Origin of the sequence: Pseudomonas sp. MONT-RG-20F-20-E-7-02, from assembly GCF_022662395.1 — a bacterium.
In the GTDB taxonomy this organism is placed as follows: domain Bacteria; phylum Pseudomonadota; class Gammaproteobacteria; order Pseudomonadales; family Pseudomonadaceae; genus Aquipseudomonas.
Map to the genome: position 1 here is coordinate 1 of NZ_JAKNQN010000043.1, position 407 is coordinate 407.

General features: G+C 57.0%; 1 protein-coding gene. It reads right to left on the reverse strand.

Annotated elements, in window-relative coordinates:
* Positions 1-407: RHS repeat domain-containing protein (locus L8I05_RS29455; RefSeq protein ID WP_242176731.1), on the reverse strand; the 407-nt coding region annotated here is incomplete at both ends.

Genomic DNA, 407 nt, shown 5'->3' on the forward strand with positions numbered 1-407 from the left:
ACAGTACTAAGGGCCGAAAGCTGTCCGGCTCGTAGATGTAACTGCGATGACGATCCGCGTGATGTTCGGCAACCAGCTTGTCGCCTTGCCAGAAGAACTCAGTGGTTATCCCATCAACGGTTTTGCTGATTCGCCGACCAAACGGGTCGTAGCGATAGCTGGCGGTTTTGCCGTTGGGCTGAGTGATGCCGATCAGCCGGTGCTGACAGTCGTAGCGATATTCGGTGACGAGTTGGTGACCCTTGCCGCGTCTTTGGCGGATCAGATTGCCGAACGCGTCATAGTCATAATGATGATCGCCTTGGATCACCAACCGATTCCCCGCCACGATGTCCGGGCCGGGACGATCCTGCATCAGCAGGTTTCCAGCCGGGTCGTGGCCGAAGCGTTCCTGCTGATCTTGCGAA